Genomic DNA, 25,377 nt, shown 5'->3' with positions numbered 1-25,377 from the left:
CGCGCGCTCAGGCGCGCGCAGCGACCGCTCGCCAGACCGCCGCGTGCTGCGCCGCGCTGCGCTCCCACGTGAACGTGGCCGCGCGCTCGCGTCCGCGGGCGACGAGCGCCTCGACCTCGGCGTCGGGCGTCGTCACCCACACGAGGGCCGCCGCCAGGCTGTCCCCGTCCGGCTCCGCGAGCACGCCGCCGTCGCCCACGACCTCGGGGAGCGAGCTCGTGCGGGCCGCGACCACGGGGACGCCCGCGGCCATCGCCTCCAGGGCCGGGAGCCCGAAGCCCTCGTAGCGCGACGGCACGACGACCGCGGCCGCCCCCGCGACCAGCCCCGGCATGAGCTCGCCCGGCAGCCGCCCGACGAGCCGCGTGCCGGGCAGCTCGCCGAACAGGGCGGTCCGACGCGGGTGCGTGGGCCCGCTCATGACGAGCGTGAGGTCCGGTCGTGCGGAGCGGACCCGGCGCCACGCCACCGCGAGCTCCTCCAGGTTCTTGCGCCGGGACGCGCCACCCGCGTGCAGGACGTACGGGCCGTGGACCCCGAGAGCCGCGAGGCGCTCGCGGGGGAGCGGCGCGGCCGAGAAGTACACCGGGTCCACGCCGTTGTACGCGACCGTAGGTCGCTCGGCGAGCCCGAGGACGTCCGCGGCCTCGTCCGCGCTGAACTCCGACACGCACACGACCGCCGCCGCACGGCGGACCTCCTCGGCGGCCGCGCGCACGGGCGCGGACTCGTCGTCGTAGCGCCACGACACGACGTCCTGCACGGCGACCACGTCGCGCGTCGGGTGCGGCGGCAGGTCGAGCCCCACGCGGTGCACCACGGCGTCCCGCGGGTAGACGACGCGGCCCACGGCGCTGCGCACGGCACGGCTCGCGGCGGCGAGGCGCCCGAGCGGGAGCCGGTGCGTCCCGGCGAGCGGCGAGCGGAGCGACCGGAAGACGGCGCGCTCGACGGACCACGCGCCCGCCGTCCCGGCGGCACCGTCGCCGAGCGCCCCCGCCGCGCGCGCGGCGACCTCCTCCTGGTACACCTGGGCGCCCATGGGGATCTCGACCGCGACGGTCGCGACGACGAGCTGCGGCATCGGGCGGATCCCCCTCGAGACGTGGCGTCCGGCCGGTGCGGCGCGGTCGGTAGAGTGACTCACTCTAGTGGCGCGGACGTCCTGCCGGACCGGCGCGAGCGGGTGACGAGCGGGTGATCGTGGAGCTGTCGCGGGCCGTCCCGCGGGACGGGGAGGGGCGCATGGCAGGGCGTCGGGTCGCGCTGGTCGCGAGCTCGTTCGACCCGCATACCGGAGGCGTCGAGTCGCACGTGCGCCACGTGGCGCGGGTCCTGGCGTCGCGGGGGACCGCGGTGGAGGTCTGGACCGTCGACCGGGGCGAGCGCCTCGGCACTCGGCGCGTCGACGGTGTCCTCGTACGCTACCTGCCGACGCCGCAGCCCTCGAGCAGGCCTGGGGACGTCGCGCGGTTCGCCCTCGCGGCGCCGCGTGCGGCGCTCGCCTGGGTCCGCGCCTTCCGCTCGTTCCGCCCGGACGTGCTCCACGTGCAGTGCTTCGGACCCAACGGCGCGTACGCCCTCGGCCTCCGCACCCTCACGCGCACACCGCTCGTCGTCAGCTCGCACGGGGAGACGTTCGCGGACGACCACGCCGTGTTCGAGCACTCCCGGCTGCTCCGGGCTGCGCTCGAACGCTCGATCGACGTCGCGGGCGCGGTCACGGGGTGCTCGCGCGTCGTCGCGGACGACCTGGTCCGCTTCGGCGCACCGGACGCGGTCGTCGTCCCGAACGGCGTCGACCTCGTCGGGTACGACCCGGTCCGGCGCGGGCCCGAGGACGGTGCGGACGGAGGGCCGCCCGGGCCCGAGCGCTCCTCGGCGCGCGAGCCGGTGGTGGTCGCGGTGGGGCGGATCGAGCACGTCAAGGGTTTCGACCTGCTCGTGGACGCGTTCGCGTCCTCGGCGCTGCGTCACCGGGCGCGGCTCGTCGTCGTCGGCGACGGCAGCGAGGCGGACGCGCTGCGCCGTCGCGTCGCGTCCGCGGGGCTGGCAGGCCGTGTCGAGCTCCCCGGGCGGCTCGACCCCTCCGCGGTCGCGGACCGCCTCGCGGGCGCGGACGTGGTGGTGGTGCCGAGCCGCGCGGACGCCGCCCCCCTCGTGGTCCTCGAGGCGTGGCGGTCCGGCCGTCCGCTCGTGGCGACCGTGCGCGGCGGCCCCCCGGAGATCGTCACCGACGGCGCCGACGGCGTGCTCGTGGACCCGCAGGACACGCGGGCGCTCGCTGACGCCGTGCTCGGACTGCTCGACGACCCGGTGCGTGCGGAGCAGATCGGTGCCGCCGGACGCCGACGGGTCGAGGACTTCACGTGGGAGCGTGTCGTGGACCGCTACGAGGCGCTCTACGCCGGGCTCGCGGAGCTCACGACGACGGGTCGGTGACGCGCGCCGGGGACGCCCCGTCGGTGGTGCCGGAGGGCGGGACCGGGGACAGGCCCGCGGCGCGCGCGTCGCGCGGGACGTCGAGCACCCACACGGTGGCGACCGTGACCCCCACGGCCACGAGCAGGGACCCGACGACATCGCTCGGGCGATGCGCGTACGTCACGACGGACGCGAGCGCTGCGACGGCGGTCACCCCGAGCGCGGCCCATCCGGCGGCTCCGCGCGACGCCGGCCGGGGCCACAGGAGCCAGGCTGCGGCGCACAGGCCGCCGACCACCGCGACGTGGCCGCTCGGGAAGGTCTGGTGGGCATAGCCGTATCCCCCGAGGTCGGGCCGTACGAGGACCTCGCGCAGCCCGAGCGCGATCCCGACCGTACCGAGCGCCACGAGGACCGCGGCGACGAGGTCCGGCCAGGCGCGGCGCAGGAGCGCGACGACGCCGAGGACCGCCACCGCGACGGCACACGCCACGGGCAGGCCTCGGCGCAGCGCCCCGGCGACGTCGCGGCCCGCGTCGTGGAGGGGCGCGAAGGCTCGGAACGCGCCCGCGTCGGCCTGCTGGCCGGCGACGGTGAGGTGCGAGGCCGCCCACAGCGCGACGAAGGCCACGACGACGAGCGCGAGCGCCACGAGCAGTGCGGGCGGGCGGGACCGGGCCGGCGCGGGCGCCGCGGAGCTGGGCACGTCTCGAGCATGGCGGAGCGGCAGCGCCCGTGTCACGGGTGCCGTGCGGCGTCCCCGGGTGAAAACGGCGCGCTGCGCGCGACCGCCCAGGTGTGGGCGCCGAGGCGTACGCTGAGGACCGTCGTCTCGCGCGACCCAGCCCGGACCTGCTCGCCGCCCGCGGAGAGCCTCGGTCCGGGCCGTTCGTGCTGCGCCGTCGTGTCCGCTGCCGTCCCGGCCCACCCACGCCGCCACGAGCCCCCGCGCCCCGGGGCCCGTCACCGTCGATCACCGTCCTCGGAGGACTCACCCCATGAACCTCACCGGCATCCTGCCCGCGCTGCTCGCCGACCAGGCCGCGGCGGCCGCGGTCGAGCACGTGCGCGCCCGCGGCGAGGCCGACGTCGTCGGCCCGGCCGGCGTCCGCCCGCCGCTCCTCGCGGCGATGGCGGGGGCGCGCGCGACGGGGCCGGTGCCGGACGGTGACGCCCCGGCGTCGGGCGGCGGGGGTGGCCCGGCCTGGGCCGCGGGCTCGCGCCCGCTCGTGGTGGTGACCGCGACGGGGCGCGACGCGGACGAGCTGGCCGCGAGCGTGCGCGCCTACCTGCCGGACGAGCTGGGCGACGTCGTCGCGGTGCTGCCGAGCTGGGAGACGCTGCCGCACGAGCGCCTGAGCCCGCGCGCGGACACGGTCGCCAAGCGCATCGCGGTGTTCCGCCGCCTCGCGCACCCGGACCCGGAGGTCGGCCCGTCCGGTCCCGTCCGGGTGCTCGTCATGCCGGTCCGGGCGCTCCTGCAGCCCGTCGTGGACGGGCTGGGGGACCTCGAGCCGGTCGAGCTGCACGCGGGCACGACGGCGGACCTCACCGACGTCGCGGAGCGGCTCGTCGCGGCGGCGTACACGCGCGTGGACATGGTCGAGCGGCGCGGCGAGTTCGCGGTCCGCGGCGGCATCCTCGACATCTTCCCTCCCACGGAGGACCACCCGCTGCGCGTGGAGTTCTGGGGCGACGAGGTGTCGGAGATCCGCTGGTTCGCGGTCGCCGACCAGCGCAGCCTGGAGATCGCCGAGCACGGGCTGTGGGCTCCGCCGTGCCGCGAGATCCTGCTCACGGACTCGGTGCGGGCGCGGGCCGCCGCGCTGGTGGAGGACCTGCCGGGCGCGACGGAGATGCTGGACCGGCTCGCGGCGGGCGTCGCGGTCGAGGGCATGGAGTCCCTCGCGCCGGTGCTCGTGGACCGCATGGTCCCGGTGCTCGAGCTCGTGCCCGACGACGCGCTCCTCGTCGTCGACGACGCCGAGCGCGTGCGCCGTCGCGCGCACGACCTGGTGGCGACCACGGAGGAGTTCCTCGCCGCGGCCTGGACGGGCGCGGTGGCGGGGGGCAAGGCGCCGGTCGACCTGTCCGCGGCGTCGTTCGAGACGTTCTCCGAGGTGCGCGCGGTCGCGCAGCGCCGCGGCCTGGGCTGGTGGACGCTGTCGTCGTTCGCGCTCGACAACCCCGACCTCGACGTCCCGCCGGACGCCGACGGGGGCGCCGCTGCGGACGCCGCCACGTCGAGCGGCGGCGCGGGCACGACGGCCGCCCACGTCGGCGAGAGCGCCGACGGCGTGCCGACCTTCACGCTCGGTGCGCGCGACGTCGAGTCCTACCGCGGCGACGTGGCGCGCGCGCTCGACGACGTGCGCGGACTGCAGCACGCGGGCTGGCGGCTCGTGCTCACGACGGAGGGCCACGGGCCGGCCAAGCGCATGGTCGAGCAGCTCGGCGCGGCGGACACGCCCGCGCGGCTCGTGCCGCGGCTCGACGACGAGCCCGAGGGCGGCATCGTCCTCGTCACCCCGGCGATGGTCGGCAAGGGCTTCGTCGCGCCGGGGCTGCGGCTCGCCGTCTTCTCCGAGGCCGACCTCACGGGCCGGGCCGGGACGAGCACGCGCGACATGCGCAAGATGCCCAGCCGGCGGCGCAACGTCGTCGACCCGCTCCAGCTCAAGGCGGGCGACTTCGTCGTGCACGAGCAGCACGGCGTGGGCCGCTTCGTCGAGCTCGTGCAGCGCACGCTCGGCACGGGCGGCAACGCCGCGACGCGCGAGTACCTCGTGATCGAGTACGCGTCGAGCAAGCGCGGCCAGCCGGGCGACCGCCTCTTCGTGCCGATGGACCAGCTCGACCAGGTCACGAAGTACACGGGCGGCGAGGCGCCGAGCCTCAACAAGATGGGCGGGTCGGACTGGGCCAAGACGAAGTCCCGCGCGCGCAAGCACGTCAAGGAGATCGCGGGCGAGCTCATCCGCCTGTACTCGGCGCGCATGGCCACGCAGGGCCACGCGTTCGGCCCGGACACGCCGTGGCAGCGCGAGCTGGAGGACGCCTTCGCGTACGTCGAGACGCCCGACCAGCTCGCGACGATCGACGAGGTCAAGGCCGACATGGAGAAGACGGTCCCCATGGACCGGCTCGTGTGCGGCGACGTCGGCTACGGCAAGACGGAGATCGCGATCCGCGCGGCGTTCAAGGCGGTCCAGGACGGCAAGCAGGTCGCGGTGCTCGTGCCCACGACGCTGCTCGTGCAGCAGCACCTCGAGACGTTCTCCGAGCGGTACGCGGGCTTCCCCGTGACGGTCAAGGCGCTGTCGCGCTTCCAGACCCCCAAGGAGTCCGAGGAGGTCGTGGACGGGCTGGCCAAGGGGACGGTGGACGTCGTCATCGGCACCCACCGCCTCATCACGGGCAGCGTGCGGTTCAAGGACCTGGGCCTTGTCATCATCGACGAGGAGCAGCGCTTCGGCGTCGAGCACAAGGAGACGCTCAAGCAGCTGCGGACCAACGTGGACGTGCTCGCCATGTCCGCGACCCCGATCCCGCGCACGCTCGAGATGGCCGTCACGGGCATCCGGGAGATGTCGACGCTCGCGACCCCGCCGGAGGAGCGCCACCCCGTCCTCACGTACGTCGGGGCGTACGAGGAGAAGCAGATCGCCGCGGCGCTGCGCCGCGAGCTGCTGCGCGAGGGCCAGGTGTTCTACGTGCACAACAAGGTCGAGACGATCGAGCGCACCGCGTCGCGGCTGCGCGAGCTCGTCCCCGAGGCCCGCGTGGGCGTCGCGCACGGCAAGATGAACGAGCACCAGCTCGACCAGGTGATCCGGGCGTTCTGGGAGAAGGAGCTCGACGTCCTCGTCTGCACGACGATCATCGAGACGGGCCTCGACATCTCCAACGCGAACACGCTGATCCTCGAGCGCGCGGACATGCTCGGCCTCTCCCAGCTCCACCAGCTCCGCGGCCGCGTGGGCCGTGGTCGCGAGCGTGCGTACGCGTACTTCCTGTACCCGCCCGAGCGGCCGCTCACCGAGACCGCGCACGATCGCCTCGCCACGATCGCGGCCCACACCGACCTCGGCGCGGGCATGCAGGTCGCCATGAAGGACCTCGAGATCCGCGGCGCGGGCAACCTGCTCGGCGGGGAGCAGTCCGGCCACATCGCGGGCGTCGGGTTCGACCTGTACGTGCGCATGGTGGGGGAGGCCGTCGCCAACTACCGCGGCGACGGGCCCGAGGAGCAGCCGGAGGTCTCGATCGAGCTCCCGGTCGACGCGCACCTGCCGGAGTCCTACATCGCGACCGAGCGCCTGCGGCTCGAGGCGTACAAGAAGATCGCCGCCGCGGCGGACGCGCCGGAGCTCGCCGAGGTGCGGGCCGAGCTCGTCGACCGCTACGGGGCGCTCCCGGACGTCGCGTCCGCGCTGTTCGACGTCGCGGACTTCCGCAACCACGCCCGCCGCGCGGGGCTCACGGACGTCACGGCGCAGGGCAAGTTCATCCGGTTCGCGCCGGTCGACCTCCCCGAGTCGGCGCAGCTGCGGCTCAAGCGCCTCTACCCGGGCACGCTGCTCAAGCCCGCGATCCGCGCGATCCTCGTGCCGTACCCGACGACGGCGCGCATCGGCGGCCGCCCGCTGCGCGGTGCGGAGGTCCTCGGGTGGGCGCGCCAGCTCATCGACGCCGTGGTGCTCGGCGAGGTGAGCGCGGCCGCGACGGTGGGGACGTCGTCGGCCCGCTGACGCGCGGTCAGCGCAGGCGCCAGCTCCGCCGGCCGCCGTGCCGGGGGGAGCTGCTGCCGCCGCGCCCGGTGGGGTCGGTGCCGTCCCCGCCGCCGGGGAACGGCGGCGTGCGCGCGCCCCGCTCGGTGAGGGTGGGGGACCACTCGAGGCGCCGGGCGGCGGGCGGGTGCACGACGCGGGCGACCGCCGCGACCGCGGTGTCGATCGTCGTGAACGCCTGCCGGTAGGCCCGCTCGGAGCGGCCGTGCGGGTCCGGGATGTCGAGGGGCGTGCGCGGGGTGATCGTCCGGACGCGCTGGGCGCTCGCGATCTCCGGGAGGCGGGCGATGCGGTCGGCGTCGCTCTCGTCCGGGTCGACGGGCAGTTCGATCGCCGAGAGCAGCGCGGCGAGCTCCAGGAGCGTGTAGGTGCGTCGGACGGCCTGGGGGACGAGGGTGACGACGGCGGCCCGCTGGGCCCGGGACATCGTGAGGACGAGGTCCGCCTGCTCGATCATCGCCGCCGTGAGCTGCCGCCCGGTGTGCGTCGACGCCTCCAGGCCGCGTGCCGTCAGCAGCCGCGCCATCGGCTCGTCGAGCGGTGCTCCCTCGAGCGCGTGCGTCCCGGCGCTCGACACCGTGACGCTCGTGTCGCTGCGGATGCTGAGCAGCCTCTCGGCGGTGGGGGAGCGGCAGACGTTCCCGGTGCACACGGTGAGGACCTGGGACGGCATGACTGAGGTCGGCACTCCCTCCGGTGCGCGGGGACGTCGTCCGGAAAGGCGACCGACCGAAGGTAGCACGCAGCGATCGGGCCCCTGCCGGGCGGGCGGGCGGGTGCGCTCCCACGCGCTCGTCGAGCCCACAATTCACCCGGTGGGCCGCCTTCTTCACCCTCGCAGGGCGTGGTTGCGGGCCTCCTCCCGGTCCTAGCCTGGACGCGGCCCCCTCGCCGTGCGGGGCGCGCGGCCGAGGACGGGAGGACGGGCATGAAGGTCGGGTACGCCCCCGGTGCGTGGGACCTGTTCCACGTCGGGCACCTCAACGTCCTCCGGCACGCCCGCAGCGAGTGCGACTACCTCGTCGCGGGTGTCGTGGACGACGACATGCTCGAGCTCGCCAAGGGCCGGCGCCCGGTCGTCCCCGTCACGGAGCGCGCGGAGATCGTCCGCCACGTCCGGTTCGTCGACGAGGTGTTCGTCGAGACCCAGCCCGACAAGCTCGAGACCTGGCGCCAGCGCCCGTTCGACGTGTTCTTCAAGGGCGACGACTGGCGCGGCACCCCGAAGGGCGCCGAGCTGGAGCGTCGCTTCGCCGAGGTGGGCGTCGAGGTCGTCTACTTCCCCTACACGGTGCACACGTCGAGCACGGCGCTGCGGCGCGCGCTGACGCTGCTGGAGCCGACGGCCGGGCTCACGGTCGAGGGCTGAGCCCTCCCGCGGTCAGCTCTTGCGGCCGTCGAGGAAGTAGGCGATGGGCCCGACCCAGTTGACGAGGAGCGCGAGGCCCCACGCGAGCTTGGTCCCGTTCACCTGCTCCGCCGGCCGACGCACGAGGTCCCGGTACGCCGCGGCGGTGAGCGTGACCTGGGCGGCTCCCACGACCCCGACGGCGATCCGCTGACCCGTCGTCAGGTCCTTCCACCGGCGCTTGGTTCCCATGGCGTCTCCTCTCGGTTCGTCCTCCGACGCTATGCCGTCCGGGCCGCCGCCGCACCGGCACGACCCGTCCGCACGACCCGTCGACACGGGTCGTGACAGCCCGCGCCGGTCTCTGTAAGGTTGCAGCAACATCCGGAAACATCCTGCAAAGCCGCAGGTGCCGGTCGCGCCCGCCACCCCGGGGCGCTTGTCATCACCGCGTGGCCCGTCCGTGCTCGACGCCGAGCGAGGGGCGGCCGCATCCTCGAAGGAGCTGCAATGACGCGCACCACCGACCTCGCTGGACCCCCGGCGCCCATCCCCGTCCCCGCAGGACGCCTCGCCCGCCCGCGCGGCGGCCGCCTGCGCCGCGTCCTCGCGGCGGGCGCCTCGGCGGCTCTCGCGCTGACCGCGGCGCTGGCCGCGGTCCCGCTCGCCGCACCCGCCGCGGCCGCGCCGCCCGTGCCGACGCCCGTCGTCGACTCCCCGAACGGCCGGGGCGACGTGATCCTCAACCTCTTCCAGTGGACGTGGGACTCCGTGGCCGCCGAGTGCACCAGCACCATCGGCCCGGCCGGGTTCGGCTACGTCCAGGTCTCGCCGCCGCAGGAGCACATCCAGGGCACGGCCTGGTGGACCTCCTACCAGCCCGTCAGCTACAAGCTCGAGTCCAAGCTCGGCACCCGGGCTGAGTTCCAGCGCATGGTGAGCACGTGCAAGGCGGCGGGCGTGGGCGTGATCGTCGACGCGGTCGTCAACCACACGGCAGGTGCCGACACCGGGTCCGGCACCGGGACCGGCGGGACGGGCTACTCCGTGGACAGCTTCCCCGGCGTCCCGTACGGGCCGAACGACTTCAACGACTGCCGGTCGAACATCAGCAACTACGGCGACCGGTACAACGTCCAGAACTGCCGCCTCGTCTCGCTCCAGGACCTGCGGACGGGCTCCGACTACGTGCGCGGCAAGATCGCGGGCTACCTCAACGACCTCCTGTCGCTCGGCGTCTCGGGCTTCCGCATCGACGCCGCGAAGCACATCCCGGCCGCTGACCTCGCGGCGATCAAGGCGCGGCTCACGAACCCGGACGTCTTCTGGGTGCACGAGGTCATCGGCGCGAGCGGCGAGCCGATCCAGCCCTCGGAGTACCTCGGTTCCGGCGACTCGCACGAGTTCTTCTACGCGCGCGAGCTCAAGTCCCGGTTCGACGGCCAGATCAAGGACCTGCGCACCATCGGCGACAACAAGCTCCCCTCCGACCGCGCGGGCGTCTTCGTCGACAACCACGACACCGAGCGCAACGGCGAGACGATGAACTACAAGTGGGGCGCCAAGTACCGGCTCGCCAACGCGTTCATGCTCTCGTGGCCCTACGGCGCACCGAGCGTCTACTCGGGCTACGCGTGGAGCGACAAGGACGCGGGTGCGCCCGGCGCCTCGGCCACCTCCGTGCCCGACGCGAGCTGTGCCGACAGCGCGTGGGTCTGCACGCAGCGCTGGACCGAGATCGCGGGCATGGTCGGCTTCCACAACGCGGTCGCCGGGACCCCGGTGACGGGCTGGTGGGACGACGGGAACAACCACATCGCCTACGGGCGGGGCGCCAAGGGCTACGTGACGATCAACAACTCCGCGAACGCCGTGACGCGCACCTACCAGACCTCGCTCCCCGCCGGGACGTACTGCGACGTCGTGGCGTCGAAGGACTGCTCGAAGACCGTCTCCGTCTCCGGCTCGGGCACCTTCACGGCGACGGTGCCCGCGTACGGGGCGCTCGCGCTCCACGTCGGGGCGCGCGGCGACGGCGGCACCGGGGGCCCCGGGCCCGTCGACCCGGCCGGCACGACGACCGTCTACTACGCGACCGACAAGGGCTGGAACGCGTACAACGTCCACTACAAGGTCGGCACGGGCGCCTGGACCGCCGTCCCCGGGGTCCCGATGACGGCGGCCTGCACGGGCTGGGTCTCGCGGCAGATCAGCCTGCCCAGCGGGGCGACGGGCGCGGCCGCGACCGTCACCGCCGCCTTCACGAACGGCTCGGGCGCCTGGGACAGCAACGGCGGCAAGGACTACTCCCTGTCCGGCGCCGCGGTCGCCGTCTCCGGCGGGACGGTCACGGCGGGCGACCCGTGCGACGGCGGCGGGTCGCCGGGCGGGCCGGTCGAAGGGCAGGGTGACGCGTCGTTCTCCGTCACCGCGACCACCACGTGGGGCCAGACGGTCCACGTCGTCGGCAGCATCCCGGCGCTCGGCTCCTGGGCGCCCGCGAACGGCGTCCCGCTGTCGTCGTCGGCCTACCCGGTGTGGACCGCGCGCGTCGACCTCCCGGCCGGCACGACCTTCCAGTACAAGTACGTCAAGCGCGACGGCGGCGGGAACGTCGTCTGGGAGAGCGGCGGCAACCGCACGGCGACGGTCGGCGCCGACGGCTCCGTGACGCTGTCGGACACCTGGCGGTCGTAGCGCTTCCGCCATCCCCACCACGCGGTCGTGGCCCGGCCCGGGCCACGACCGCGTGCTCGACCGGCAGCGACGGCACGCTCGACCGACGGCGACCGCGTGCCCGGCGAACCTACGATGAGGCGGTGACCGCCCCCGAGCCCTCGGCAGCCCCGGACCCGCACGAGCCGACGCACGACCGCGCGCCCGGCACCGCGACCGACCCGCTGCGCGACGTCGTCGCCGTCATGGACCGCCTCTACTCCCCGGGCGGGTGCCCGTGGGACCGCGAGCAGACGCACGTCTCGCTCGTGCGGTACCTCCTCGAGGAAGCGCACGAGCTCGCCGACGCCATCGAGACCGACGACCGCGCCGGGATGCGCGAGGAGCTCGGCGACCTGCTCCTGCAGGTGCTGTTCCACGCGCGCATCGCGAGCGAGGAGCCGGACCCGTTCACCGTCGACGACGTCGCCGCCGACCTCGCGGCGAAGCTCGTGCGGCGCCACCCGCACGTGTTCGCGGACGCCGACGCGACCGACCTGCACGGGCAGTGGGACGCGATCAAGAAGGCCGAGAAGCAGCGCTCGTCGGTGCTCGAGGGCATCTCGCACACGCAGGGGGCGCTCGCCCGCGCGCAGAAGGTCCTGTCCCGGGCCGGGCGCTGCGGCCTCGGCGACGTCGTCGGCGCGGCGCTCGCGGCGCCGTCGGGCACCGGGCCGGGTGCGGCCGGCGAGGACGGCGCCGGCCCGACGCCGGACGAGCGGCTCGGGCGCGAGCTGCTCGCGCTCGTGGCCCGCGCGGAGGCCGACGGGCTCGACGCGGAGGCCGCGCTGCGGGGCGAGCTGCGGCGCGTCGAGGCGCGGATCGTCGCGGCCGAGACGTCGGCAGGGGCGCCCGCGGAGCCCGGCCCGGCGGTGCAGGGCTGAGGCGGGACGTTCGTCCCGATCGTCGACGCGCAGGTCCCCGACCCGGGGCCCACGGACCGGACGCAGCGGCGCAGGTCACAACCGGGCACTAGGCTGTGGTCGTAAACCCACCATCGTCGCGGGCGCGCACGCGGCGTCCCGGGTTTCCCTGCCCGGGTCCGCCACCACCGTTCGAAGCGCCCGCAGCCCTGCCCCGAAGGAGCACCTGTGGCCAGCATCGAAGCCGTTGGAGCGCGCGAGATCCTCGACTCCCGCGGAAACCCGACCGTCGAGGTCGAGGTCGTCCTGGACGACGGGACGTTCGCCCGCGCCGGAGTGCCCTCGGGCGCGTCGACCGGTGCGTTCGAGGCCGTCGAGCGTCGTGACGGCGACAAGTCCCGCTACCTGGGCAAGGGTGTCGAGGGCGCGGTGAACTCCGTGATCGACGACATCGCCCCGGAGCTCATCGGCTTCGAGGCCGAGGACCAGCGCCTCATCGACGCCGCCCTCATCGACCTCGACGGCACCCCGAACAAGGGCAAGCTCGGCGCGAACGCCATCCTCGGCGTCTCGCTCGCCGTCGCGAAGGCCGCCGCGAAGAGCGCGGGCCTCGACCTGTACCGCTACGTCGGCGGCCCGAACGCGCACGTCCTTCCCGTGCCGATGATGAACATCCTCAACGGCGGGTCGCACGCGGACTCGAACGTGGACATCCAGGAGTTCATGGTCGCCCCGATCGGCGCGTCCTCGTTCCGCGAGGCGCTGCGCACCGGCGCCGAGGTCTACCACGCGCTGAAGTCCGTGCTCAAGGAGAAGGGCCTGGCCACCGGCCTCGGCGACGAGGGCGGCTTCGCGCCGAACCTCGCGAGCAACCGCGAGGCGCTCGACCTCATCCTCGTCGCGATCGAGAAGGCCGGCTTCGCGCCGGGCACCGACGTGACGCTCGCGCTCGACGTCGCGTCGACCGAGTTCTTCAAGGACGGCGCGTACCAGTTCGAGGGCGGCGCGAAGACGCCGGCCGAGATGATCGCCTACTACGAGCAGCTCGTGCGCGACTACCCGCTGGTCTCCATCGAGGACCCGCTGTCCGAGGACGAGTGGGACAGCTGGTCGCAGCTCGTCGCCGAGGTCGGCGACCAGGTGCAGATCGTCGGCGACGACCTGTTCGTCACCAACCCGGAGCGTCTCGCGAAGGGCATCGAGCTCAAGGCGGCGAACTCGCTCCTCGTGAAGCTCAACCAGATCGGCACGCTCACCGAGACGCTCGACGCCGTCGAGCTCGCGCAGCGCAACGGCTTCACCGCGATGGTGTCGCACCGCTCGGGCGAGACCGAGGACACGACGATCGCGGACCTGTCCGTCGCGACGAACGCCGGCCAGATCAAGACGGGCGCCCCCGCCCGCGGCGAGCGCATCAACAAGTACAACCAGCTCCTGCGCATCGAGGAGGCGCTGGACGACGCCGCCCGCTACGCCGGCCGTGGCGCGTTCCCGCGCTGGACGGTGCAGGGCTGACCTGCGGCTGACCGTCGGTCGCGCACGACCCCGCCGGGGTGACCCGGCACCCGGAGCCCGGAGGGCCGCTCGTCGGCTCGCCGGGCTCCGGCGCGTCCGGGCGGGTGAAGAAGTCGTGTCGATCGCCTCACGTTCGCGGGCGCACCGCGCGTGCTCCCGGCGCGCCGCCTCTCACGGCAGCACAATCGGGGCATGCCGTCCTCGCGTCGTCCCCCGCGCCCCGGTGCCCCCGCGCGGCCGGGCTCCGGGCCCGCGCGCGGCACGTCCGGGACGAAGCCCACGAAGCGCTCCGCGTCGTCGGGGTCCGCGAGCCCGCGCCCGGCGTCCACGGGCGCCCCGCGGACGGCGTCGGGCTCCTCGGCGAAGTCCCCGGGCGGCGGCTCGACCGCCCGGACCCCGTCGTCGTCCGGAGCGCGCCGCCCCGCCGCCCGACCGAGCAGCGCGACGTCGACGCGACGTGCCGCCGGCCCGGCGCCCGAGGACCGGCGTCGGAGCCGCTACGGCTTCCTCCTGCCCGAGGTGGTGACCGTCCGGACCCTGGTCCTGTCCGTCGTCGTGCTCCTCGCCGCGGTGCTCCTGCTGCCGACGCTGCGCGCGTACGTCAACCAGACGGGGGAGCTGCGCGAGCTGCGCGCCGGCCTCGAGCAGGCGCAGGCCGAGCACACCGAGCTCGAGGCCGAGCTCGCCCGGTGGGACGACCAGGCCTACGTCGAGCGCGAGGCGCGGGACCGGCTCAACTTCGTCATGCCGGGGGAGCGGCCGTGGCGCGTGCTCGACCCGGAGACGGTGGTCGACGACACCGACCCGCAGACCGGGCGGACGATCACGGACGGACCCGTCCGGGGGTACGAGGAGGGCACGCCCTGGTACGAGGCCATCTGGGAGTCGGTGCAGGTCGCGGGCGGTCCGCGCGCGTCCGCGGGCGACGACGCGGGAACGCCCGACGGGACCGCGCCCGCGGGCGAGGAACCGGCCGGCGACGAGGACGCTCCGCCGAGCGGGGAGAATGGGTGAGGCGTCGTCCCGACGCCGCCGACCGACCCGAAGGAAGTCCCGTGCCCGACGCCCGCCTGGCCATCCCCGCCGACGACCCGGACGCCGTCGTCACCGAGCGCGACCTCGAGACGCTCGCGGAACAGCTCGGGCGCACGCCGCGCGGTGTCGTCGGCATCGCCGCGCGGTGCGCGTGCGGGCGACCGCTCGTCGTCCGCACGGCGCCGCGGCTCGAGAACGGCACGCCGTTCCCCACGACCTTCTACCTCACGAGCCCGGGCGCGGTCGCGGCCGCGTCGACGCTCGAGGCGAACGGCGTCATGAAGGAGATGTCGGAGCGGCTCACCGAGGACGAGGAGCTCGCCGCCGCCTACCGGCACGCGCACGAGCACTACCTCGCGCAGCGCGAGGCGCTCGGCCACGTCGAGGAGATCGACGGCATCTCGGCGGGCGGGATGCCCACGCGCGTGAAGTGCCTGCACGTCCTCGTGGGCCACGCGCTCGCGGCCGGGCCGGGCGTCAACCCGCTGGGCGACGAGGCGCTCGAGCGCGTGCGCGACGTGTGGCGCCCCGACCGCTGCACCTGCTGACCGCGTGGCACGCTTGGACGCATGACCTCTGGCTCCACCTCTCCGCTCACCCGGGACCCGGGCGCGACCGCCGCGCCGGCCACCTCGCCCGCCCCCGTCCCGCCCGGCGCCTCGCGCGTGGCGGCGATCGACTGCGGCACCAACTCGATCCGCCTCCTCGTCGCGGACGTCGACCCGCAGGCCGGGACGCTCGTCGACCTGGACCGCCGCATGGAGGTCGTCCGGCTCGGCCAGGGCGTCGACCGCACGGGCCGCCTCGCCCCCGAGGCGCTCGCGCGCACGCTCGACGCCGCGCGCCGCTACGCGCAGGTGATCGCCGACCTGGGCGCGACGCGGACGCGCTTCGTCGCGACGTCGGCCACGCGGGACGCCGAGAACCGCGACGAGTTCGTCGCGGGCGTCCTCGACGCGCTCGGCGTCGAGCCCGAGGTCGTCTCGGGCGAGGAGGAGGCGGCGCTGTCGTTCCGCGGGGCGACGTCGACCGTCGCGGCCGTGCGCCCCGGCCCCTACGTCGTGGTGGACCTCGGCGGCGGCTCGACGGAGCTCGTGCTCGGCACGACGACGCCCGACGCCGCGTACTCGATGGACGTGGGGTGCGTGCGCATGACGGAGCGGCACCTGCGCTCCGACCCGCCGACCCCCGCGGAGGAGGCGGCGGCCCGTGCGGACGTGCGGGCCGCGCTCGACGACGCGGCCCGCGTGGTGCCGCTCGGGCAGGCGGCGACGCTCGTCGGGCTCGCCGGGTCCGTCACGACGGTCACGGCCCACGCGCTCGGCCTCGCCCGGTACGACCGCGACCGGATCAACGGGTCCGTGCTGCCGGTCGACACCGTGCTCGCGGCCTGCGACGACCTGCTGCACCGCACGCGCGCCGAGCGCACCGCCCTGGGGTTCATGCACCCCGGGCGGGTCGACGTCATCGGCGCGGGCGCGCTCGTGTGGTCGGAGGTCGTGCGCCGCGTGCGCGACGACGTCGCCGCCGCGGGCGGGTCGCTCACCGAGGTCGTGACGAGTGAGCACGACATCCTCGACGGCATCGCCTGGTCGCTCGCCTGACCCGGGGCCGCCCCGACGGCCCTTCCTGCCCGACCGCCGAGCCCGGCGTCGCGGCACCGGACACGCCGGTGCCCGCGGCCCGGGCTCCGGCGTGTCCGCGCGAGGGGCGTGTCGTGTGCACGGTACTGCGCATCGCGCGGTAGTGTGCATCCCGTGATCCCGGTGGCCGAGCACCGGGACGGACCGGGGCCACGCCCGACGGAGGGACGGATGGACACCACGCAGCTGCTCAAGGGGGTGCTCGACGCGGCGGTGCTCGCCGCGGTCGAGGCCGAGGACGGGTACGGGTACGACGTCGTGCGGCGCCTGCGCGCGGCGGGGCTCGAGGACGTGGGGGACGCGTCCGTGTACGGGACGCTGCGGCGCCTGTACGCGGGCGGGGCGCTGACCACCTACGTCGTGCCGTCCGACGCCGGGCCGCACCGCAAGTACTACGGGATCAACCCGCAGGGCCGGGCCATGCTCGACCTGCACCGCAAGGAGTGGCAGACGTTCGCGGGCACCGTGTCCGCGCTGCTGCGGACCGGAGAGGTGGCCGCCTGATGAGCACGACGACCCCCGCGCAGCCGCCCGCCGGCGCGCCCGTCGGACGGGCCTTCTACGGGCACGTCCACGCCTACGCCCAGCAGGTGCGCGCGCACCTCGCCGACCTGCGCCCCGACCAGGTCGAGGAGCTCGCCGACGGGCTCGAGGCCGACCTCGCCGAGGCGGTCGTCGACGCGCCCGGCGCGCTCCCGCGCCGAGCCCCCGCTCCGGCGTCGTCCGACGGCGCTCCGGCCGGCACGGACGGCACGGATGGCGCGGGGGCGCTCGACGACACCGGCCTCGACCTCGTCGCGTTCTTCGGTCCGCCCGCCGAGTACGCCGCCGAGCTGCGCACCGCGGCCGGCCTGCCTCCCGTCGCCCCGGGCGCCGCGCGGGGCCCGCGCCCCGGGCTGCGCCGTCGGCTGGCCGGGCTCGGCGAGATGCTCGCGGCGGACTGGCGCGCGGGGTGGCAGCCCGTCACCTCGTCGCCGCAGTGGGCCTCGACGGCCGAGTTCCTGCGCGCCCTCACGCCCGCGTGGTGGGTCCTGCGCGGCTGGGTCGTGGCGACGCTCCTGCTCGCGCTGGTCGCGGGATACCAGGTGGCCGTGCTCCCGCCGGACCTGTCCGCGCGCGTCGTCGTGCTGATCGCGGTCGTCGTGAGCGTGCAGTGGGGCCGGGGCCGGTGGCTGCCCACCCGCGGGCTGCGGAAGGTCGGCCGTCCGCTGTCGGTCGCCGCGGCCGTCGCGGCCGTGCCCGCCGTCCTCGTCGCCGCCTCGGCGAGCGCGTCGAGCCCGTACGCGTGGGACCGCGGCTACGAGCAGGGCCGCAGCGACGCGAGCAGCGGCCTCGTGAGCAGCGTGTCGTTCGGGAGCGGGGACTCCCCGGGCACGGCGGGCGTGTGGGTCGACGGCGCGCAGGTGTCCAACCTCTTCGTCTACGACGCGGCGGGCGAGCCGCTCCGCGACGTCCAGGTCTTCGACGACCGCGGCCGCCAGGTCCGCACGATCACCGAGGAGGGTGCCTCCGGGGCGTGGGCGGTGCCCGACGTCGAGGGCACGTGGTACTTCCAGCCCGCCCTGGCGACGGACGGGCGCGAGCGATGGAACGTCTACCCGCTGCGCGCGGTCGCCGAGGAGGACGTCGAGTACCCCGAGGGCGACGGCCGCCCCGTCCCGGCGACGGGGACGCGCACGCGCGACATGCCGTGGCCGTTCCTCCAGGCACCGACCGCGGTGCCGTCGAGCGTGGGGACGGGGGAGACGTCGTCGGGCACGGGCGGGGCGAGCGACGCGCCGGCCGAGGGTGACCCGGCGCCGTCGCAGGAGGCCCCCGCGACCCCGCCCGCGGGCGGGGTGCCGCCCGCACCGACCGGCCCGACGCCCGTCGTCGGCGCGATCGGCTGACCGGCAGGCCCGGGGTGGTGCGCCGACGGCGGACGGCGGCGCACCACCCCGGTCCCGGGCCCTGCGGAATGTCGCCTCTGCCCGCGTGTGCCCGCCTCTGCCCCCGTCCGTCCGCGCGGCGTGGGGCGCGTCACGCCCGTCAGGCGGACGCTCCGGCTCGCCTGTGCCGCAACCGGTAATACTCTGGAACCATGCCTCAGAATGACCTGACCTCGGTCAGCCGTGCCCAGACCGCTTCGCCGCGGCCCCGCAAGGTGCCCCGCGTCGTCGTCCTCGGCGGCGGCTCCGTGGGTCTGTACGCCGCCCGCCGGCTGCGCAAGAAGCTCGGTCGCCGCGAGGCGGCGATCGTCGTCGTCGACCCGCGCCCGTACATGACGTACGCGCCGTTCCTCCCCGAGGCGGCCGCGGGCTCGATCGACGGCCGCGACGTCGTCGCGCCGCACCGCCGTGCGCTCAAGGGCGTCGACGTGCTCCAGGGCAAGGTCGTCGCGATCGACCACACGGACCGCCGCGTGACGATCCACCCGGAGGAGGGCGACGACTACTCGGTCACGTACGACCACCTGATCGTCGGCCTCGGCTCGGTGTCGCGCACGCTGCCCATCCCGGGCCTGGCGGAGAACGCGATCGGCTTCAAGAACGTGGAGGAGGCCATCGCGGTCCGCAACCACGTGCTCAACCGCATGGACGTCGCGTCGTCCACGTGGGACGAGAAGCTGCGTCGCCGCATGCTGACGTTCACGTTCGTCGGCGGCGGGTTCGCGGGCATCGAGGCGCTGGCCGAGATCGAGGACATGGCCCGCTACGCGACGCGCAACTACGCGACGATCGAGGAGAAGGACCTCCGCTTCGTCATGATCGAGGGCGCGGGCCGCATCCTGCCCGAGCTCAGCGAGCCCATGGCGCAGTACGCGCTCGACGAGCTGAAGAAGCGCGGCATCGAGTTCCACCTCAGCACGTTCCTGTCGTCGTGCGTGGACGGCCACGTCGTCACGTCGACCGGGGTCGAGTTCGACTCCGACACGATCGTGTGGACCGCGGGCGTCAAGGCGAACCCGGTCCTCAAGGAGTCGTCCGACCTCCCGGTCGACAAGCTGGGCCGCATCACGGTGCTGCCGACGCTCCAGGTCGCGGACGCCGACGGCAACGTCGTGCCGAACGCGTGGGCCGCGGGCGACTGCGCCGCCGTCCCGGACGTGCTGAACCCGGGCAAGTTCTGCCCGCCGAACGCGCAGCACGCCATCCGCGAGGCCACGCGCCTCGCCGACAACCTCGCGCTCGAGCTGCACAGCGAGCCGCCGGTCGAGTACCGCCACAAGAGCGTCGGTACGGTCGCGTCGCTCGGCCTGTACAAGGGCGTCGCGGAGCTGTTCGGCGTGTTCAAGCTCCGCGGGACGCTCGCGTGGCTCATGCACCGCAGCTACCACGTCATGGCGATGCCGACGGGGAACCGCAAGATCCGCATCTTCATCGGCTGGATCGGCCAGTTCCTCATGGGCCGCGAGCTCGTGTCGCTCGGCTCGCTGCACGACCCGCGCGCGGAGTTCCGCGCCGCGTCCGTCCCGCCCAAGAAGGACGGCGACCCGGTCAAGCAGACCGCGCAGGGCTCGGCGGCCGCGGCGGAGTCCGGTGCGGGCACCGTCGACGCCGACGACCGGACGCCGGCGGCGAAGGCCTCCTGAGGTCGCGGCCGGGCCCCGGCCCGGCCGTCGTGCCCGACGCAGAGGGGCGAGCCGCGCGTGCGGCTCGCCCCTCGTCGCGTCCGGGTCCCGAGCGGGCGCCCGTCGTGCCGACGGGCCCGGGGAGCCCCGCGCGCGCGGTAGATTCGGCCCGCGCCCCCATGGCCCAACTGGCAGAGGCGGCCGGCTTAAACCCGGCGTGTTCCGGGTTCGAGTCCCGGTGGGGGCACCATGCCGACGGGCGGTCGGCTCCGAGGCGCCAGGGCTCCCCGGGCTAGGACAGCCCCGTCGGGCCCTCCGGCTCGGCCGGGGGAGCGGCCTCCTGGCCGAGGATCACGACGGTGCCGTCCGGGTCCTGCACGCGCGCGACGCGCTCGCCCCACGGCTGGTCCGCGGGCGGCTTCAGGACGGGCACGCCCGTGGCCGCGAGGTGCTCGACGGCGCGGTCGCAGTCGTCGACGTACACCCACAGCACGACGCGGGTGTCCGCCGGAGGCGGGTCGCCCTGCCCGAGCCCGAGCGGTGACCCGCCCACGCGCACGCTCACGTAGACGGGCGGGCCGTCGTCGGGGAACGCGTACTCGACGGTCCCGCGCAGCAGGTCGCGGTAGAAGCCGAGGGACCGGTCGAGGTCGGCCACGGTGAGGACGGGGAAGAGGCTGCGGAACACGGTCGCTCCTCGGTGCGCTCGGCGGGTCCTCCCATCGTGCGCCTCGTGCCCCGGGCGCGCGCTCCGTGCCCGGGGCGCCGCGCCTCAGCGCGCCAGCAGCTCCTCGGTCGTGGTGCCGGGGACGGACAGCGTCACGCGCGTGCCCCACGGGTCGTGCACGACGACGGAGCGGCCGTCGTCCGCGTGCTCCAGCCCGCGGGCGCGGAGGCGCGCGACGAGCGCGTCGAGGTCCTCGCGGCCCGGCACCGTGACGGCGACGTCGCCGAGCCCGAGGCTCGCGGCGCGGGGCCCGGCGCCCGCGCTGTTCCACACGTTCATCGCGACGTGGTGGTGGTACCCGCCCGCGGACGCGAAGAGCGCCCCGCTGTACCCGGTGAGCGTCGCCTCGAAGCCGACGGTGTCGACGTAGAAGGCGTGGGCGGTCGCGACGTCGCCCACCTGCAGGTGCACGTGACCGACGCGGCCCGCGAGCGAGGGGCCGGCGTCGAACGTCTCCTGGTCGAGGTGCGTGCGCAGGTAGGCGTTCGGGTCGAGGAACGTCGTCGTCATGAGGATCTGGCCGTGCTCGCGCACCCACGTCTCGCGGGGGCGGTCGGTGTAGAGCTCGACGCCGTTGCCCTCGGGGTCGGTGAAGTAGAACGCCTCGCTGACGAGGTGGTCGCTCGACCCGACGAAGGTGCCGCGGCGGTCCTGCGCGGCGCGGTAGACGGTCGCGGCGAGGCTCGGGCCGTCGTCGAACAGGAAGGCCGTGTGGAACAGGCCGGCCTGGCGCGGGTCGACGGGCGGGAGCCCGGGCGTGTGCACGAGGCGCAGCATGGGCGTGCGGCCGCGGCCCAGCACGCGGTGCACCTCGGCGCCGCGAGACCGCTCCTCGAGCGGGGCGAGGGCGAACGCGCCCGTGTAGTACGAGGTCATGAGCTCGAGGTCGCCCACGCGCAGCGTGACGGCGTCCATGCTCGTGGACGGGGACAGGAGGCGGTCGGTCGGCGCGCCCGGCGTGCTCGTGGTCATGTCTGCTCCAACTTGTTGTCGCTACAACTATATTCCCACACCGTGGCGAGGGCTCCCGCACCGGCGCCGTCCTTGCTAGGGTCGGCGCGAACCACGCGGGGCGTCCCGCCCGGGCCACGGCCCGGGCCGAGGGACTGAGACGAGCGGTACGGCCGCCCGGACCCGTCGAACCTGATCTCGCTAGCACGAGCGGAGGAACGTGGGCATGACGACGCCTGCTGCCATCACCCTGAACCCTGTCCTCGCGGACGACCCGACCGCGCTCGTCCGGCAGGAGGAGACCGGCTTCACCGCCGACCTCGCCCGCCGGTACGCGGACCTCTTCGAGACGTTCTACGACCACCCCTTCCTGGCAGGGCTGCGCGACGGCTCCGTCGAGCCCGCCGCGGTCCGCCACTACGTGGGCCAGGACCACCAGTACCTCACGGCCTACCTGCGCTGCTACGGCCTCGGCATGGCCCTCGCGCCCGACCGGTCGTGGGCGGCCTACTTCCACGACAAGGCCGGCTTCCTCCTCGACGACGAGTCGCACGCGCACCACGCGATGTGCGACTTCCTCGGCGTGACGTACGAGGAGGCGCAGACGCACCGCCTCGCGCCGAGCGCGCAGGCCTACGTCGACCACATGACGGCGGCCGGCCGCGACTCGCTCGGCGTGCTGCTCGCCGCGCTGCTGCCGTGCCCGTGGACCTACATCTGGTCCGCGCGGCGCTTCTGGCTCGGCGAGCGCGAGACGACGCCCGGCGCCCTCGGCGACGACCACCCGCTCGCGGGCTGGTGGCAGTTCTACGCGGCCGAGCGCACCGAGGACGTCCTCACGGACCTGCGCGCACGCCTCGACGCGCTCGCCGCGGACGCGGGCGAGGCGGAGCGCGCGCGCATGGAGCGCGCGTTCGAGCTGAGCTGCCGCCACGAGATCCGCTTCTGGCAGATGGCCTGGTCGCTCGAGCGCTGGTGACCCGTCCGGCCGGGCGCGCGGCCGGCGTCGCGTCGTGCGCCCGGCCTTACGCCAGCAGCAGATACCCACCCGGGCGCCTCGGCACCCGGGTGGGCCGCGGGTAGCGTGAACGCATGGACGCGACGAGCGCGGTGCCGGGCACGCTGCCGGACGTGGTGCCGGACGGGGTGACGCCGAGCCCTCGCTCCCGGGCGGGCGGACGGGCGGAGCCCCTCCTGCGCCACGTCATCGGGGGGATCCTGCGGCGGGCGCGGCTCGCGCAGGGGCGCACGCTCGTCGACGTCGCGGCCGCCGCGCGCGTCTCCACCGCCTACCTGTCCGAGGTGGAGCGCGGGCGCAAGGAGGCGTCGTCCGAGGTCCTCGCCGCCGTGTGCGGCGCCCTCGGCCTGCGGCTCGTCGACCTCGTCGCCCGCACGGGCGAGGAGCTCCGGCCGCTCGCGCCCGTCCGCGTGCTGTCCTCCGCGCGAGAGCGCGGTGCCCTCTCCGCGCCACGGCAGGTCGCCCCGGTGGGCGAGCCCGTGCGGGACCTCCCCGTCGCCGAGACGCTCCGACGTCCGACGGCGCGCGCCGGCGACGTCCTGCTCCTCGCGGCCTGAGCGGCGGTCCCGTCGCACCGCGTGTCGTGCGGGGGCCGGGCGCCGTGCGCGCCGCTACCGTCGGTCCATGACGGAGCCGCAGACCGCGCACGGCACGGCAGCCCAGGACGTCCCGGCCCTCCAGGACCTCGTCGACGACGCCGCGTTCCTCTCCCACGAGCACCAGCTCCACCTGACGGACCTCCACGGCGACGACGCCTGGGCCGCGGACCTGACCACCGGGGTCTTCACCTTCACCGCGCCCGACGGCGGGACCGCGACGTGCCACCTCCAGTTCCTCGGCACGGCCGCGCCCGGGCCGGGCACGTGGATGTGGGCGTGGCAGAACGTCAACGGCTTCCCCGACGCCGTGCTCACCGCCGCCGAGAGCACGCGCCGGACCGGGCTGCGCGAGGCCGCCGAGCCGGAGCTCCCGCTCGCCGACGACCTCGCCCACCGGCTCGCGCTCGCGGCCAAGGCCGTGACCGGCTCGTTCGCCCACTACAGCGCCCCCGTCGGCGGCGGCACGCGGGCGTGGTTCCTCCTGGACGACGCCGACCTCGCCCTGCCCGCCCCGAGCGTGCCGCGCGTCGTGCGCACGCTGAGCGAGGGGCTGCTGTCCGTCACGGTCGTCGACCACCGGCGCGCCGTCACGTCCTACGCGAGCGCGCGCGGCCTGCCGGCCGTCGAGGACGGGACCGGCGCCGTCGTGCTGGACGTGCCCGACGGCACCGTGACCGTGCGGTTCGACGAGCGCGGACGGATCGCGGGCATCTCCGCGTCGTCCGGGCGGATCGCCGCGCCCGAGGCCGCCGCGCCCCTGGCCGTCGAGCCCGAGGCCGCAGCGGTGGAGCCCGAGGCCGCGGCGTCGGAACCGGCCGTGCCCGAGCCGTCGCCCGCGGAGACGACCACCGAGCCGCGCCGCCGGTCGTGGTTCCGACGACGCGGCTGACGACGCCCGGGTCACCCCCGCGGTCGGGCGTCACGCCGCCGCGGCGAGCTTGCGCGAGGTGACGACGGCGTCCGCGACGCCGTACTCCACGGCCTGGCGCGCGGTGAGCACCAGGTCGCGGTCGGTGTCTGCGCGCAGGCGCTCGACGGTCTGGCCCGTGTGCCGCGCCAGCACCTCCTCCGTCTCGGACCGGATCCGGAGGATCTCCTCGGCCTGGATCGACAGGTCCGAGATCGTGCCCTCCCCGCCGCCCGACGGCTGGTGCAGCAGGACGCGCGAGTGCTCCAGCACGAACCGCTTGCCGGGCGTGCCCGCCGAGAGCAGGACGGCCGCGGCCGAGGCCGCCTGACCCATGCAGATGGTCGAGACGTCGCAGCGGACGAACTGCATCGTGTCGTAGATCGCCATGAGCGCGGTCGCGGAGCCGCCCGGGGAGTTGATGTACAGCCCGATCTCCTGGTCCGGGGCGTCCGACTCCAGGTGCAGGAGCTGCGCCATGACGACGTTCGCGACGCCGTCGTCGATCTCCGTGCCGAGGAACACGATGCGCTCGGACAGCAGGCGGGAGAAGACGTCGAACGCGCGCTCGCCCAGCGGCGTGCGCTCGACCACGGTCGGGATCGTGTAGCTCGCCATCACAGACCCACCTTCCGGGCCGCGCGAGCGGGGCGGACGTCGTCGAGGCTCTCGACGATCCGGTCGACCATCCCGTACTCGAGCGCCTGCTGCGCGGTGAACCAGCGGTCGCGGTCGGAGTCGTCGGCGATGGTCTCGACGGACTGCCCGGTGCTCTCCGCGAGCAGCCGGTGCATGAGCCCCTTGGTGTAGACGAGGTTCTCCGCCTGGATCGCGATGTCGACGGCGGTGCCCCCGATCCCGGCCGACGGCTGGTGCATCATGATCCGCGCGTGCGGCAGCGCGAACCGCTTGCCCGGCGTCCCCGCGCACAGGAGGAACTGGCCCATGCTCGCGGCGAAGCCCATCGCGACCGTCGACACGTCGTTGGGGATGAGCCGCATCGTGTCGTAGATGGCGAGCCCGGCGCTCACCGAGCCGCCGGGGGAGTTGACGTAGAGCGCGACGTCCGCGCGCGGGTCCTCCGCCGAGAGCAGGAGGAGCTGGGCGCACAGGCGGTTCGCGACGGCGTCGTCCACGGCCGTGCCGAGGACGACGATGCGCTGGTGGAGCAGGCGCGTCGTGAGCTGGTCGTCGAACGACGAGGCCGCCGGGGCGGCGGCCTCCGCGCGCGGGGTCCGGTGGTGGTCGCCGACGGCGGGTCGGCCGGTCAGGTGCGTGGTCATGCGACCACC

At 75.2% G+C, this 25,377-nt stretch carries 23 protein-coding genes, 1 tRNA gene and 1 riboswitch; of the genes, 16 read left to right on the top strand and 8 right to left on the bottom strand.

Going from position 1 to position 25,377, the window contains the following annotated elements; translation table 11 throughout:
• Positions 1 to 7: 7 nt before the first annotated feature.
• The gene (locus tag RSE42_RS14550; protein ID WP_415296784.1) at positions 8 to 1,084 is read right to left on the bottom strand and encodes a glycosyltransferase family 4 protein; all 1,077 of its coding nucleotides are present in this window, start codon (positions 1,082 to 1,084) and stop codon (positions 8 to 10) included.
• A 161-nt stretch (positions 1,085 to 1,245) separates the two neighbouring features.
• Here RSE42_RS14550 and RSE42_RS14545 point away from each other — a divergent pair, with 161 nt between their 5' ends.
• Positions 1,246 to 2,442 (top strand): glycosyltransferase family 4 protein, encoded by a 1,197-nt coding sequence (locus tag RSE42_RS14545; protein WP_415296782.1) that lies wholly within the window; start codon positions 1,246 to 1,248, stop codon positions 2,440 to 2,442.
• On the opposite strand, the gene RSE42_RS14540 is transcribed toward RSE42_RS14545, so the two are convergent.
• Positions 2,423 to 3,130: a phosphatase PAP2 family protein gene (locus tag RSE42_RS14540; protein WP_415296781.1), complete on the bottom strand. Its 708-nt coding sequence runs from the start codon at positions 3,128 to 3,130 to the stop codon at positions 2,423 to 2,425. The two genes, RSE42_RS14545 and RSE42_RS14540, sit on opposite strands and share 20 nt — an antisense overlap.
• Positions 3,131 to 3,422: 292 nt before the next feature.
• Here RSE42_RS14540 and mfd point away from each other — a divergent pair, with 292 nt between their 5' ends.
• On the top strand, positions 3,423 to 7,175 hold the full coding sequence (gene mfd, locus RSE42_RS14535; RefSeq protein WP_415296779.1) for a transcription-repair coupling factor: 3,753 nt from the start codon (positions 3,423 to 3,425) through the stop codon (positions 7,173 to 7,175).
• 7 nt (positions 7,176 to 7,182) lie between these two features.
• On the opposite strand, the gene RSE42_RS14530 is transcribed toward mfd, so the two are convergent.
• A complete protein-coding gene (locus tag RSE42_RS14530; RefSeq protein ID WP_085387463.1) occupies positions 7,183 to 7,887 on the bottom strand; it encodes a hypothetical protein in 705 nt (234 codons plus the stop codon).
• A gap of 255 nt (positions 7,888 to 8,142) precedes the next feature.
• Here RSE42_RS14530 and RSE42_RS14525 point away from each other — a divergent pair, with 255 nt between their 5' ends.
• On the top strand, positions 8,143 to 8,583 hold the full coding sequence (locus RSE42_RS14525) for an adenylyltransferase/cytidyltransferase family protein (RefSeq protein ID WP_021483197.1): 441 nt from the start codon (positions 8,143 to 8,145) through the stop codon (positions 8,581 to 8,583).
• Positions 8,584 to 8,595: 12 nt separating this feature from the next.
• On the opposite strand, the gene RSE42_RS14520 is transcribed toward RSE42_RS14525, so the two are convergent.
• Positions 8,596 to 8,814, bottom strand: a complete 219-nt coding sequence (locus RSE42_RS14520; protein WP_085387464.1) for a PLD nuclease N-terminal domain-containing protein — start codon at positions 8,812 to 8,814, stop codon at positions 8,596 to 8,598.
• A 258-nt stretch (positions 8,815 to 9,072) separates the two neighbouring features.
• Here RSE42_RS14520 and RSE42_RS14515 point away from each other — a divergent pair, with 258 nt between their 5' ends.
• From RSE42_RS14515 to RSE42_RS14470, 10 genes are all read left to right on the top strand, one after another.
• A complete protein-coding gene (locus RSE42_RS14515; protein WP_415296776.1) occupies positions 9,073 to 11,259 on the top strand; it encodes a carbohydrate-binding module family 20 domain-containing protein in 2,187 nt (728 codons plus the stop codon).
• Positions 11,260 to 11,381: 122 nt separating this feature from the next.
• Positions 11,382 to 12,161, top strand: coding sequence for a MazG family protein (locus RSE42_RS14510; RefSeq protein WP_415296774.1), 780 nt, complete (start codon positions 11,382 to 11,384; stop codon positions 12,159 to 12,161).
• Positions 12,162 to 12,368: 207 nt separating this feature from the next.
• Positions 12,369 to 13,655 (top strand): phosphopyruvate hydratase, encoded by a 1,287-nt coding sequence (eno, locus tag RSE42_RS14505; RefSeq protein ID WP_415296773.1) that lies wholly within the window; start codon positions 12,369 to 12,371, stop codon positions 13,653 to 13,655.
• Positions 13,656 to 13,847: 192 nt separating this feature from the next.
• Complete coding sequence (locus RSE42_RS14500; RefSeq protein WP_232422986.1) at positions 13,848 to 14,669, top strand: FtsB family cell division protein; 822 nt, start codon at positions 13,848 to 13,850, stop codon at positions 14,667 to 14,669.
• 41 nt (positions 14,670 to 14,710) lie between these two features.
• A complete protein-coding gene (locus RSE42_RS14495) occupies positions 14,711 to 15,238 on the top strand; it encodes a DUF501 domain-containing protein (protein ID WP_415296771.1) in 528 nt (175 codons plus the stop codon).
• A gap of 21 nt (positions 15,239 to 15,259) precedes the next feature.
• On the top strand, positions 15,260 to 16,294 hold the full coding sequence (locus tag RSE42_RS14490; RefSeq protein WP_168946142.1) for a Ppx/GppA phosphatase family protein: 1,035 nt from the start codon (positions 15,260 to 15,262) through the stop codon (positions 16,292 to 16,294).
• Positions 16,295 to 16,504: 210 nt separating this feature from the next.
• Positions 16,505 to 16,837 carry a PadR family transcriptional regulator gene (locus RSE42_RS14485; RefSeq protein ID WP_034651541.1) on the top strand — a complete coding sequence of 111 codons (333 nt, stop codon included), beginning with the start codon at positions 16,505 to 16,507 and terminating at the stop codon, positions 16,835 to 16,837.
• Positions 16,837 to 18,222, top strand: coding sequence for a hypothetical protein (locus tag RSE42_RS14480; protein ID WP_415296768.1), 1,386 nt, complete (start codon positions 16,837 to 16,839; stop codon positions 18,220 to 18,222). The genes RSE42_RS14485 and RSE42_RS14480 overlap by 1 nt, the downstream gene beginning before the upstream one ends.
• A 191-nt stretch (positions 18,223 to 18,413) precedes the next feature.
• Positions 18,414 to 19,904, top strand: a complete 1,491-nt coding sequence (locus tag RSE42_RS14475) for an NAD(P)/FAD-dependent oxidoreductase (RefSeq protein ID WP_034651900.1) — start codon at positions 18,414 to 18,416, stop codon at positions 19,902 to 19,904.
• A 152-nt stretch (positions 19,905 to 20,056) separates the two neighbouring features.
• A tRNA-Leu gene (locus RSE42_RS14470) sits at positions 20,057 to 20,133 on the top strand.
• Between the two features lie 42 nt (positions 20,134 to 20,175).
• On the opposite strand, the gene RSE42_RS14465 is transcribed toward RSE42_RS14470, so the two are convergent.
• On the bottom strand, positions 20,176 to 20,571 hold the full coding sequence (locus tag RSE42_RS14465) for a VOC family protein (RefSeq protein ID WP_415296766.1): 396 nt from the start codon (positions 20,569 to 20,571) through the stop codon (positions 20,176 to 20,178).
• An 84-nt stretch (positions 20,572 to 20,655) separates the two neighbouring features.
• On the bottom strand, positions 20,656 to 21,582 hold the full coding sequence (locus RSE42_RS14460; RefSeq protein ID WP_415296765.1) for a VOC family protein: 927 nt from the start codon (positions 21,580 to 21,582) through the stop codon (positions 20,656 to 20,658).
• An 86-nt stretch (positions 21,583 to 21,668) separates the two neighbouring features.
• Positions 21,669 to 21,797: riboswitch (TPP riboswitch) on the top strand.
• Here RSE42_RS14460 and RSE42_RS14455 point away from each other — a divergent pair.
• The 3 genes from RSE42_RS14455 to RSE42_RS14445 all read left to right on the top strand — a co-directional run bounded on the left by RSE42_RS14455 (position 21,788) and on the right by RSE42_RS14445 (position 24,067).
• Positions 21,788 to 22,540 carry a TenA family protein gene (locus tag RSE42_RS14455; protein ID WP_021483086.1) on the top strand — a complete coding sequence of 251 codons (753 nt, stop codon included), beginning with the start codon at positions 21,788 to 21,790 and terminating at the stop codon, positions 22,538 to 22,540. Its footprint overlaps the riboswitch before it by 10 nt.
• A 113-nt stretch (positions 22,541 to 22,653) precedes the next feature.
• Complete coding sequence (locus RSE42_RS14450; RefSeq protein WP_415296762.1) at positions 22,654 to 23,136, top strand: helix-turn-helix domain-containing protein; 483 nt, start codon at positions 22,654 to 22,656, stop codon at positions 23,134 to 23,136.
• A 67-nt stretch (positions 23,137 to 23,203) separates the two neighbouring features.
• Entirely contained in the window at positions 23,204 to 24,067 is an 864-nt protein-coding gene (locus RSE42_RS14445; protein WP_415296761.1) for a DUF6882 domain-containing protein, read from the top strand.
• 30 nt (positions 24,068 to 24,097) lie between these two features.
• Here the strand turns inward: RSE42_RS14445 and RSE42_RS14440 are convergent, their stop codons facing one another.
• Both RSE42_RS14440 and RSE42_RS14435 read right to left on the bottom strand, forming a co-directional pair.
• Positions 24,098 to 24,703 (bottom strand): ClpP family protease, encoded by a 606-nt coding sequence (locus RSE42_RS14440; RefSeq protein WP_396052522.1) that lies wholly within the window; start codon positions 24,701 to 24,703, stop codon positions 24,098 to 24,100.
• Positions 24,703 to 25,368 carry a ClpP family protease gene (locus tag RSE42_RS14435; protein ID WP_415296759.1) on the bottom strand — a complete coding sequence of 222 codons (666 nt, stop codon included), beginning with the start codon at positions 25,366 to 25,368 and terminating at the stop codon, positions 24,703 to 24,705. The genes RSE42_RS14440 and RSE42_RS14435 overlap by 1 nt, the downstream gene beginning before the upstream one ends.
• Positions 25,369 to 25,377: the final 9 nt, after the last annotated feature.

Source organism: Cellulosimicrobium sp. SJTW-1, from assembly GCF_047716875.1.
In the GTDB taxonomy this organism is placed as follows: Bacteria; Actinomycetota; Actinomycetes; order Actinomycetales; family Cellulomonadaceae; genus Cellulosimicrobium; species Cellulosimicrobium funkei.
The sequence above is the reverse complement of the archived record's forward strand: the minus strand, read 5'-3'. Positions and strand labels throughout refer to the sequence as shown.

Coding starts and splice junctions, on each gene's coding strand:
- RSE42_RS14550 (WP_415296784.1), bottom strand. CDS start 1,084: ATGCCGCAGCTCGTCGTCGCGACCGTCGCGGTCGAGATCCCCATGGGC.
- RSE42_RS14545 (WP_415296782.1), top strand. CDS start 1,246: ATGGCAGGGCGTCGGGTCGCGCTGGTCGCGAGCTCGTTCGACCCGCAT.
- mfd (WP_415296779.1), top strand. CDS start 3,423: ATGAACCTCACCGGCATCCTGCCCGCGCTGCTCGCCGACCAGGCCGCG.
- RSE42_RS14530 (WP_085387463.1), bottom strand. CDS start 7,887: ATGCCGTCCCAGGTCCTCACCGTGTGCACCGGGAACGTCTGCCGCTCC.
- RSE42_RS14525 (WP_021483197.1), top strand. CDS start 8,143: ATGAAGGTCGGGTACGCCCCCGGTGCGTGGGACCTGTTCCACGTCGGG.
- RSE42_RS14520 (WP_085387464.1), bottom strand. CDS start 8,814: ATGGGAACCAAGCGCCGGTGGAAGGACCTGACGACGGGTCAGCGGATC.
- RSE42_RS14515 (WP_415296776.1), top strand. CDS start 9,073: ATGACGCGCACCACCGACCTCGCTGGACCCCCGGCGCCCATCCCCGTC.
- RSE42_RS14500 (WP_232422986.1), top strand. CDS start 13,848: ATGCCGTCCTCGCGTCGTCCCCCGCGCCCCGGTGCCCCCGCGCGGCCG.
- RSE42_RS14490 (WP_168946142.1), top strand. CDS start 15,260: ATGACCTCTGGCTCCACCTCTCCGCTCACCCGGGACCCGGGCGCGACC.
- RSE42_RS14485 (WP_034651541.1), top strand. CDS start 16,505: ATGGACACCACGCAGCTGCTCAAGGGGGTGCTCGACGCGGCGGTGCTC.
- RSE42_RS14480 (WP_415296768.1), top strand. CDS start 16,837: ATGAGCACGACGACCCCCGCGCAGCCGCCCGCCGGCGCGCCCGTCGGA.
- RSE42_RS14475 (WP_034651900.1), top strand. CDS start 18,414: ATGCCTCAGAATGACCTGACCTCGGTCAGCCGTGCCCAGACCGCTTCG.
- RSE42_RS14460 (WP_415296765.1), bottom strand. CDS start 21,582: ATGACCACGAGCACGCCGGGCGCGCCGACCGACCGCCTCCTGTCCCCG.
- RSE42_RS14455 (WP_021483086.1), top strand. CDS start 21,788: ATGACGACGCCTGCTGCCATCACCCTGAACCCTGTCCTCGCGGACGAC.
- RSE42_RS14450 (WP_415296762.1), top strand. CDS start 22,654: ATGGACGCGACGAGCGCGGTGCCGGGCACGCTGCCGGACGTGGTGCCG.
- RSE42_RS14445 (WP_415296761.1), top strand. CDS start 23,204: ATGACGGAGCCGCAGACCGCGCACGGCACGGCAGCCCAGGACGTCCCG.
- RSE42_RS14440 (WP_396052522.1), bottom strand. CDS start 24,703: ATGGCGAGCTACACGATCCCGACCGTGGTCGAGCGCACGCCGCTGGGC.
- RSE42_RS14435 (WP_415296759.1), bottom strand. CDS start 25,368: ATGACCACGCACCTGACCGGCCGACCCGCCGTCGGCGACCACCACCGG.